General features: G+C 52.0%; 9 protein-coding genes and 1 tRNA gene. 9 read left to right on the top strand and 1 reads right to left on the bottom strand.

Annotated features, from left to right (window positions below):
- Positions 1-1,496 precede the first annotated feature (1,496 nt).
- From HMPREF2609_RS08380 to HMPREF2609_RS08370, 3 genes are all read left to right on the top strand, one after another.
- Positions 1,497-2,390 (top strand): DsbA family protein, encoded by an 894-nt coding sequence (locus HMPREF2609_RS08380; protein ID WP_048752850.1) that lies wholly within the window; start codon positions 1,497-1,499, stop codon positions 2,388-2,390.
- Positions 2,391-2,712: 322 nt separating this feature from the next.
- Positions 2,713-2,789: transfer RNA gene (locus HMPREF2609_RS08375), tRNA-Thr, on the top strand.
- A gap of 143 nt (positions 2,790-2,932) precedes the next feature.
- The gene (locus HMPREF2609_RS08370; RefSeq protein WP_070536386.1) at positions 2,933-5,089 is read left to right on the top strand and encodes an acyltransferase family protein; all 2,157 of its coding nucleotides are present in this window, start codon (positions 2,933-2,935) and stop codon (positions 5,087-5,089) included.
- Here the strand turns inward: HMPREF2609_RS08370 and HMPREF2609_RS11205 are convergent.
- A complete protein-coding gene (locus HMPREF2609_RS11205; protein WP_013398487.1) occupies positions 5,086-5,217 on the bottom strand; it encodes a hypothetical protein in 132 nt (43 codons plus the stop codon). The two genes, HMPREF2609_RS08370 and HMPREF2609_RS11205, sit on opposite strands and share 4 nt — an antisense overlap.
- A gap of 68 nt (positions 5,218-5,285) precedes the next feature.
- Here HMPREF2609_RS11205 and HMPREF2609_RS08365 point away from each other — a divergent pair, with 68 nt between their 5' ends.
- The 6 genes from HMPREF2609_RS08365 (at position 5,286) to HMPREF2609_RS08340 (ending at position 8,815) form a co-directional block, all read left to right on the top strand.
- Positions 5,286-6,122, top strand: coding sequence for an ABC transporter ATP-binding protein (locus tag HMPREF2609_RS08365; protein WP_070536360.1), 837 nt, complete (start codon positions 5,286-5,288; stop codon positions 6,120-6,122).
- Between the two features lie 192 nt (positions 6,123-6,314).
- Positions 6,315-7,145, top strand: a complete 831-nt coding sequence (locus tag HMPREF2609_RS08360; protein WP_070536358.1) for an SGNH/GDSL hydrolase family protein — start codon at positions 6,315-6,317, stop codon at positions 7,143-7,145.
- Positions 7,146-7,680: 535 nt separating this feature from the next.
- On the top strand, positions 7,681-7,917 hold the full coding sequence (gene rpmB / locus HMPREF2609_RS08355) for a 50S ribosomal protein L28 (protein ID WP_004005966.1): 237 nt from the start codon (positions 7,681-7,683) through the stop codon (positions 7,915-7,917).
- A gap of 3 nt (positions 7,918-7,920) precedes the next feature.
- Positions 7,921-8,091: a 50S ribosomal protein L33 gene (gene rpmG, locus HMPREF2609_RS08350; protein WP_004005967.1), complete on the top strand. Its 171-nt coding sequence runs from the start codon at positions 7,921-7,923 to the stop codon at positions 8,089-8,091.
- Between the two features lie 2 nt (positions 8,092-8,093).
- Positions 8,094-8,399, top strand: a complete 306-nt coding sequence (gene rpsN / locus HMPREF2609_RS08345; protein WP_004005968.1) for a 30S ribosomal protein S14 — start codon at positions 8,094-8,096, stop codon at positions 8,397-8,399.
- A gap of 95 nt (positions 8,400-8,494) precedes the next feature.
- Complete coding sequence (locus HMPREF2609_RS08340) at positions 8,495-8,815, top strand: HU family DNA-binding protein (protein ID WP_004005969.1); 321 nt, start codon at positions 8,495-8,497, stop codon at positions 8,813-8,815.
- Positions 8,816-9,063: the final 248 nt, after the last annotated feature.

The raw sequence follows: 9,063 nt of genomic DNA, 5'->3' as shown, positions 1-9,063 counted from the left end.
GTGGTTTTTACCAAACAACCCCAACCCGGTGCAGTATCCCCTTGACTATAAGTGCGGTTTGGGCCTGGTAGGCTATACTGGGACAGCCTTAACCACTCAACTAGTGTTAACTCCGGTACAACACCCAAGAATGGGCCTCAAAACCCCCGCTACCGATGCCCTACCTCTGACGGACCTTTGACGAAAAACGGGTGCCACCAGCACAGGAAAACCCGGTAACGATGCACCAACTGCCGGGTCTTAACAACCATTCAACACCTCAAACTCACCCAACGGAACTAGCTATGCTTTTATTGCCTGGAATACCAGCATTAGCTTTCAACACGTAAAGCCCCGGAAAAGTACCCGCTAATTCCAGCTGTATATGTAAGCCGGTACTGGGACGTCATGTATTCTTACTCCCGTTCACCCTGTTGCGAGGTGCAGCTCGACGGGATCTACTTTGGTGCAGATTATGGCATATATCACCATAGCCGCGTCGTTCTTATATCGTCTATGCAGACAGGAAATTGGGTTACGGAATAGAATGTTGCCTGTTCTAATGTTCCTAACCTGAACTGTGGGTGGGGCTAAGCCGTATTCTGAAGCTCTTACACCGTATCCCTTACCCACTAAATGAAGTGTAGAGCATGATTACTCGAACAGCTATAGCGGTTCTGGAGGTTTTGACGGTGCCGATACTCTACTAGAAGCTCGCTGAGGAACACTGCTTGCGGCGTGTGTAGCCATAAATATTGCGAGGCTTGGCCACTAGTACTGTCCACTAGCAGGGTGCTCGTTAAGAAGAACAGCTGGATCACAACGTAGATAACTGCTAAGTGCACAGGGGAGTGAATACAGGATAAAGGGATAGGCGATGTCCCAAAGCGCCCGTGATAAGGCTCGTCAAATTGTGGCTAAGCAAGTAAGATACTGTCAGCATGAGACATTGACATCGCCGATGAAACTAAGCTGATTGTAGTAGAGCCATCGCATGCTAGTATCCCCTGGAATCTTAGGGTGAAACTAATTGGTTAAAAGCTGTTTTAGTAAATATGGGGTTTATTGCTAGCCTCGACTTCTGACTCGGTCTGCGGTCGAAGCTGTCCTACGATCTTTCCTTGGTAACGCAGTCTTGCAGTATGAGGGTCTTATCCGTGGAACTTATAAGCTATAAACGGGGGTCTCTGGAAAGGTATGGTTCACATACATACATGTCACCCGGAGAATAGGGGAACGAGGCAATTTATAAGGCACCAAGTCTGCTTTTGCTCATACCGCTAAGTTTATCCTGAGATGCTATCCCGCAGAATAACGAGTCTTATAATGGTACGCGCGGCTTATAGCCAGCGCAGGTGACTGTGGTTGCCCCGTAAAATAAGCTGTGAGCGTGAGAAAGCGACACAAAGTGTAGAAAACCTGGCTATGACTGGCAGCTACCACCAACCTTCGGTAGGCTAGAACGGGTTAGCGGTAGGCGCATCCACCGCGTCGATCACAAGATAAAGGAGCAGGCAATGTCCCAGGACGCCCGCGAGAAGGCCCGCCAAATTGCGGCTAAACAATCAAAGCGCGGCAATGTAGCGACGAACCGTCGATGGATACAACTTACCGTACTCGGCGTAGTCGTTGTTATTGTTTTCGTTATTGGTTTTGTTTATATCAACGGTCAGAACAATAAAGTACCCGAATCGGGTCCTGTGCCTGCGAGTTCGAATGAGTACGGCGGAATTGTGCTGACTAAGGATGGAATCGTCCAAAACTCCTCAACACGAGACACCCGTAACTATAAGGAACTAGGGGACTCTAACGCCTCCTACACTCCCTCGGTGAACGGTACCCCGCAGGCAGGCAAGAAACTGCCGCTCGGCGTTCAGTCGGCAGATGAAGCCTCTAAGAACGGTAAACCGGTGCGCGTGACGATCTTCCAAGACTACAATTGCGTGCACTGCCATGAGTTCGAGGATCAGTACGGCGAGGAACTGAAGAAACAGGTTCAAGAGGGCAACATCGAACTCGAAATCCGTAACCTGACCTTCCTCGATCAGAATTCGCCCACCCAGTACTCGGCACGTACCGCTAATGCCGCATACGCCGTTGCTAACCAGGTGAGTGCAGATAAATTCTTGGACTTCCAGAAAGAACTGTTTAGCCACCAGGGAACCGGCGACCTGAACAACCAGCAGATCGCCGATATAGCATCTAAATACGGTGCAAATATCGGTTCGGATATGAACGATAACAAGTGGCGTTCTCTTGTGGATGTCGTGACCGCAGAATCCTCGAAGAACGACATTGGGGGCACCCCGACCGTTTTTGTGGATGGTGAACAGTACACCAGCAATGACTTCACTGGCTTCCTGAAGGGGAAGATCGACGCCAAGAAGAATAACAATAACCCGCAGCAGTAATATAAAAGGATTCGCCCGCAAGCGCTAAGCCTGCGGGCGAATCCTTTCTATGTGCTTTAGCCTCAAAGGATACTGACACAATAGTCTAAGATTCCAATGCATGATTCTGCATGAGAGGGCATCTCTGTTAAGGCTCATCGACCGTCTAACATTTTCTGAGTCGTATGAACATAGTTCGAAATCTAAAAGACTCAAAAAGTATAGTGATACGGGAAAATAGCGTTTAAGCAGACACATATAAAAACAGTGAACACGATAAACTTTCATAACATCCACTTTTGAATTAGCATCCCTGTGCGTTTGCTGTACACTAGAAGACGTTGCCTCCTTAGCTCAGCTGGCCAGAGCATCGGTCTTGTAAACCGAGGGTCACCGGTTCGAATCCGGTAGGGGGCTCCACGAAAGTCCTGATTCATGCGTTACGCAGCTGATGCGTTGAATCGGGACTTTCCCCTTACAGGTCGTTAGCATTATATGAGACCACACACCGATTTACAGAGCAGCACAGGACACGCGATATTATGGCAGCAGGTCAACCCGCAATGCATCAGCAAGCGGCGCAAACCCCGACTGTATCATCACCCTCAAACTCTTACCCCCTCGAAAACTTTATTGAAACTCGGGGATTCCGCCCCGAAATTCAGGGTCTGCGTGCATTCGCAGTACTCCTGGTAGTGCTATACCATGTCTGGTTTGGTAGGGTATCCGGCGGCGTGGACGTCTTTTTATTCATCTCGGCGTTCCTGCTCTCACTCTCGAATATGCGCAAAATCAACGAGGGCAGGCCGCTTAACCTATTCACATACTGGCTACACGTGTTCCAACGCTTGCTTCCGGTAGCGACCGTAACCATTGCGGGAACGACCATCGCATCATTTTTTATCCTATCGCCAAGCCGCTGGGCCGATATGCTCGCGGATGCGAAGGGATCCCTCTTCTATTACCAGAACTGGCATCTTGCTTTTAACTCGGTAGATTACTATGCGCAAAACGCAGCATCGAAAACCCCGTTCCAGCACTTCTGGTCGCTGTCTATTCAGGGACAGATTTTTATTCTGTGGCCGTTGCTCTTCGCGCTGGTCGCATACTTTGTGCATCGTTTCCGCTGGAATCTGTTCACGACAACCATTTTGGTTTTCGATACGGTCTTTGTGGCATCTTTGACGTTTTCGATTATTGAAACCGAGACAAACCAGGGGTTCGCCTACTTCGATACCCGCACCCGTCTCTGGGAGTTTGCTGTCGGGACGCTGCTCGCCATGGTAACCCTCAAATGGAAGGCCCCTGAGAAGGCGCGCGTCATCATGGGGTGGATCGGCGTTTTTGGGCTTGTGACCTGTGGCGCCTTCCTGCCCGTGCAGCGTTCCTTTCCCGGATTCTTAGCGCTGTATCCAGTAGTTTCAGGTGCTCTCGTCATTATGGCGGGCCGTACCAACAGTCGGTGGGGCGTAGACCGCTGGTTGGTCTCTAAACCTCTGCAGAGTCTCGGCAATATCTCCTACGCCCTGTACCTAGTGCACTGGCCCATCCTGATCCTGTACAGCACCGCTGTAGAGAAACCCCACGTGAACTTTCTCGAAGGAACCGCCATTATTGCGGTATCTATTGCCTTAGCTTGGGTTCTGATCCAGTTCGTGGAGAAACCGCTGCGTTACCGTAAAGACCCTTTCATTCCCTGGCTGATGAAAATACTGCGGTTTAAGAGGGTTTTCGCGGTCAAAACATGGGCCGATCAGCTTGCCTTCCTGGCCGCAACCTTTTTACTGGCAGGAATACCTCTTGCCGGTGCGCAGGCGTGGGTAAACTACTCCAATACTCAGGCGAGCATTCAGGCAGAAACGCAGACCCAGACTGCAACCGATAATCACCTAGGTGCTCGCGCCATAGGTACCGATCAGGCGCTCATGCACGACGACCCTATCCCTAATGGTGATTTGAAGAATCAATACGAGATGCTGAGCGACGGCAAATGCGAAGGCAACTTTGCCCTCTCTCATGACTCACTCAAGAAGTACTGCTCTTCGCAGAAGAACGGAACAGATGATTCGCCGCTTATGATGGTCGTCGGCAACTCCCACGCGGAACAGGCAATGGCCATGTTCAAACCCGTTGCCGAGCAGTCCAAAGTTAATATGCAGTCGATCCTCTTAGGCGGATGCCAGTATCCGCAGCAAGATGCATCATCTTCGAACGAATGTGCCGAGTTTAACCGGGACGTCACCGAAGAAATTCTGCAGCGTAAGCCGCAGACCGTGGTGATTATCGCAACCATCGCGGAGGCGCGGTCTAATGGGGAGCGCATCGACCCGGCCTTGGAGGAAACGGTCAAGAAATTCACGGACGCCGGAATACAGGTGGTCGGTGTGCGCGATAACCCGCGGTACGACTACAACGTATACGAATGCGCACAGAAGGCGGGAGACGATCTGGAATCCTGCGCGCGCCCGGTCTCTGAGAAACTGGCTGAAAAGAACCCCGCCCAAGAGGTCTTTGACAAATATAAGGATAAGGGCGCGGTGCTGGTAGATATGACTGACCTGTACTGCCCGGAAGGAATGTGCCAACCGGTTGTCGGGAACGTCTACGTGTACATAGACGAGAACCATGTGAGCAAGGCATACGGGCGTACTATGGCGAAAACTATGCTTGAGCGCGCCGCCAAGGGTGGCTGGATACCCACTGGCATGCTCTCGCTCTAAACACGTGCCAAGAATATACGATGCCGTGTCTTCTTACCGGAAGGCACGGCATCGGTACGTCCGGAGTCTTGAGCCTCGGTGAACGGCAGCCGCAAACCTATTCCGGCATATAAAATTTCTGTAGGCATTTTTATGGCGTCTTCAGTACCCTCATACTTATCTGGTTGCTCGTGCAGAACCAAAAGGAAGGTAAATCATGAAAACCGTAACTGAGCGTACTCTGCGCGTAGACAACGTGAGCCTAGGATACGGCGCACAGCCTATCGTCAAAGACCTGAGCTTAGAATTCCCGCAGGGCAAGGTCACCGCCATTATCGGTCCCAACGGATGCGGTAAATCCACGCTTCTGCGGGGCGTTTCGCGACTCTTGCATCCCCTTGCCGGAGAGTTTTTGCTTGATGGTAAGCCTACGCATCAGTACTCCATGAAGGGGTTCGCACGCATGGTCGGGCTTATGCCGCAGCATCCTATTGCGCCTGAAGGCATTACCGTTGCCGATTTGGTTTCGCGGGGGCGCTACCCCTATCAAGGGCTTTTCAAACGTAATAGTGCCGAAGATGATGAGGCGGTAGCCTGGGCCCTAGAGGCCACCGATACGATGTCGCTCGCCGAATGCCAAGTAACCGAGCTTTCCGGCGGTCAGCGCCAGCGTGTGTGGATCGCGATGGCGCTTGCGCAGGAGACCGATATTCTGCTGTTGGATGAGCCGACCACGTACCTTGACCTGGCACATCAGGTGGAGCTGCTGGATTTACTGGCGGACCTGAACGAAGAACGCGGAACCACCATGATTATGGTGCTGCACGAGCTGAATCTTGCCGCTCGCGTTGCAGACTATCTAATTGCCATGAAGGACGGGCAGATCGTTAGTCGCGGATCTGCTCACGAGGTGCTGACCTCCAGAAATCTTAACGATATTTTTGGGCTCAAGGCCGAGGTTGCTGATCCGTTTAGTGACGGGAGCGTGGTGGTGGTGCCGCATCATCGGTCTGCGCACGCTTCGCAGAAGATACTGGACGACGTGAACCCGTGAAATAAGGCTTATAAAACAGGAGCGAGAAACCCGAACAAAACGCGGTTACGGTATGTTTGAGTTTGCTGCACGATTGGTTTGCCCTGCCTGAAACCGCACGCAGCTGGATGTCTGCGGTCAATACCTAAGACAGACATATTATTCATGGGATACTGGCGGGTAGATAAAACCAAAAGTTAGGAAGTACCTACCATGCTCAAACTCGATAAAAATGCCAGACTGCACGGCGAACCTGTGCGTTATGTGGCAATGGGCGACTCGTTTACCGAAGGCGTGGGTGATGTCGATACCGACCGTCCCAACCAGGTGCGCGGCTGGGCAGATCGCGTTGCGGAAACTATCGGCTCAGTCGATGCTCAGGCGCAGTACGCTAACTTGGCGATCCGCGGGCTTTTGATGCACCAGATCGTTGAGCAGCAGCTGGAGGCCACCCTAGAACTGAGACCGAACCTCGTTAGCTTCTACGGCGGCGGCAACGATATTATTAGCCTAAACGTGAATATAGATGAGATTATCTCGCACGCAGAGCGAGCCTTTGCGGCTCTGCGCGCGGAAGGAATCGAGGTTCTGACAATTACGGGTCTGGACGTGAAGGGAGAGGGACCCTTTGCTCGGACCCGCCCGCGTACCGCCCTGTATAACGAGCTTCTGCGTACGGTGGCGGATAAATACGGTGTGCACATTATCGATTACTGGCGTATGGACGATTTTCTGGACTGGCGGCTGTGGGCTGACGACCGCCTGCATATGAATGAGTTGGGGCATCAGCGCTTCGCATACCATGTGCTGACGCAGCTTGGGCTGGGGCATCTGGCGCAGGATGTGGACCTTATCGCCGGTGAAGAAGAGCCTCCGCCGCTGCGTGAGAGAGTTGCCGAAAGTGCGTATTGGGTAAGAACGCATGCTCTGCCTTGGATGGGCCGGCAGCTGACTGGGCGCAGTTTGGGGGATGGACTAAGCGCGAGGTACCCGAATTTGGTTCCTGCCGCTGGTCTTGGCGAGCCGGTAGAACTCGAAGAATAACCTGCCGTATGCCGTAAAATACGGGTTTCTACGAGTTAAGATGTTAATCTCACATTTAAAATTTCAACGATGTAATTAGACGTTTGTCACATGGATATCGACAAGGGATGAAAACTTCGTCATGAACTACCTTAAACTCCCTTGTGACTTGAGGAAACAGCGAGAACTGGTAGAATAAGCGGGTAACTCTATCGCGACCTTTCGGCGTGCCCGGAAGAAGTCTGTATCAAATGGTTACCCCTCAAAATCCAAAAAATCCTTGGTTTTTAAGGGGAGTTTCTGGCGTGCAGGCTTGCGTGAGTTGCTGGATTTACCTAGAATTTAACGCTGTTCGTAGTGGTGGAAACGCCTCTCGACACTAAATTATGCTTCACCGTTTTTCCCGCGGCGGGGATTGACATCTGGATCTCACCCAGATGCCGGTCTCAAACACTCTAGCCCGGAGAATAACCCGGTGCTTCTACATTGGTGACGGGACGTACGAGTAACATCGACTGCGCATCCGTCAGAAAAGTCAATCAATAAGGAGTGAAACATGGCAGCAGTCTGCCAGGTGACCGGAGCTGTTCCCGGCTTTGGACACAGCATTTCGCACTCGCATCGCCGCAATAAGCGTCGATTCGATCCGAACGTTCAGAAGAAGACCTATTGGGTTCCTTCGCTTCGCCGTAAGGTGACCCTGAACGTGTCCGCTAAGGGCATTAAGGTTATCGATGCTCGTGGCATTGATGCCGTGGTCGCAGAAATCATCGCACGCGGGGAGAAGATCTAGTACATGGCATCCAAGGCTAAGGACCTGCGTCCTATTATCAAACTCAAGTCCACTGCAGGCACCGGGTACACCTATGTAACCCGTAAGAATCGCCGCAATAATCCTGACCGTATGGTGCTAAAGAAGTACGATCCCGTGGTTCGCAAGCACGTTGACTTCCGAGAGGAGCGCTAAGAATGGCTAAGAAGTCAAAGATCGCTCGTAACGAGCAGCGCAAGGTCATCGTCGCTCGCTACGACGAGAAGCGTCGAGAACTGAAGAAGACGCTGGTGAACGAGAACGCTACCCCCGAGGAGCGCGAAGCAGCACGTGTAGCTTTGCAGAAGCTACCCCGCAACGCATCTCCCGTCCGCGTTCGCAACCGTGACCAGATCGACGGTCGTCCGCGCGGTACCTTCCAGAAGTTTGGTATCTCCCGCGTACGCTTCCGCGAGATGGCACACCGTGGCGAATTGCCCGGTATTACTAAGTCAAGCTGGTAATTTCTGGTATTTTGTACCTAGGCGAGTTATTTTTCCTCGTGAAAAGCAGCTCGACTTAGTCTGAAAAAGATAAGTCTCAGGAAGGGGCACCCCAAATGGCTAAGAACCGTACCGAACTTGTTGCAGAGGTAGCAGAGAAGTCTGGCAAGAGCCAGGCAACCGTGAACGCAGTGCTCGACGCAGTGTTCCAGGCTTTCGAGACCTCCGTCTCTAAGGGCGAGAAGATCACCATCCCCGGCTGGTTGGCTATCGAGCGTACCGACCGTGCAGCTCGTACCGGTCGCAACCCGCAGACCGGTGAAACCATCCAGATTCCCGCTGGTCACGGTGTGAAGCTGACCGCAGGCTCCAAGCTGAAGGCAGCAGTCGCTACCAAGAAGAAGGCCACCAAGGCCACCTCCAAGAAGAAGAAGTAACTTCTTGAGACTTCTAGGACCTGATAGGGGCTCCCACCACACGGTGGGAGCCCCTATGTTTATGGTTTGTTTTCTCTGTCTGAGAGCTTCTGTCTCGTGATAACGCCCGATACCAAACTCCGTTTGAAAAGGTTGTCAAGACGGGATAGACTACCGGGGACGGAATTTTATTCTTCTAAGAACTTCACGTCGATCTTACGCATCGCAACATTACGCTGTAATGCCTTTCGTCCCAAGAAAAGCGGGCA

The sequence above is a fragment of the Rothia sp. HMSC058E10 genome, assembly GCF_001809415.1.
In the GTDB taxonomy this organism is placed as follows: domain Bacteria; phylum Actinomycetota; class Actinomycetes; order Actinomycetales; family Micrococcaceae; genus Rothia; species Rothia dentocariosa.
The sequence above is the reverse complement of the archived record's forward strand: the minus strand, read 5'-3'. Positions and strand labels throughout refer to the sequence as shown.

Coding starts and splice junctions, on each gene's coding strand:
- HMPREF2609_RS08380 (WP_048752850.1), top strand. CDS start 1,497: ATGTCCCAGGACGCCCGCGAGAAGGCCCGCCAAATTGCGGCTAAACAA.
- rpmG (WP_004005967.1), top strand. CDS start 7,921: ATGGCATCCAAGGCTAAGGACCTGCGTCCTATTATCAAACTCAAGTCC.
- rpsN (WP_004005968.1), top strand. CDS start 8,094: ATGGCTAAGAAGTCAAAGATCGCTCGTAACGAGCAGCGCAAGGTCATC.
- HMPREF2609_RS11205 (WP_013398487.1), bottom strand. CDS start 5,217: ATGCCTACAGAAATTTTATATGCCGGAATAGGTTTGCGGCTGCCGTTC.
- HMPREF2609_RS08370 (WP_070536386.1), top strand. CDS start 2,933: ATGCATCAGCAAGCGGCGCAAACCCCGACTGTATCATCACCCTCAAAC.
- HMPREF2609_RS08360 (WP_070536358.1), top strand. CDS start 6,315: ATGCTCAAACTCGATAAAAATGCCAGACTGCACGGCGAACCTGTGCGT.
- HMPREF2609_RS08340 (WP_004005969.1), top strand. CDS start 8,495: ATGGCTAAGAACCGTACCGAACTTGTTGCAGAGGTAGCAGAGAAGTCT.
- HMPREF2609_RS08365 (WP_070536360.1), top strand. CDS start 5,286: ATGAAAACCGTAACTGAGCGTACTCTGCGCGTAGACAACGTGAGCCTA.
- rpmB (WP_004005966.1), top strand. CDS start 7,681: ATGGCAGCAGTCTGCCAGGTGACCGGAGCTGTTCCCGGCTTTGGACAC.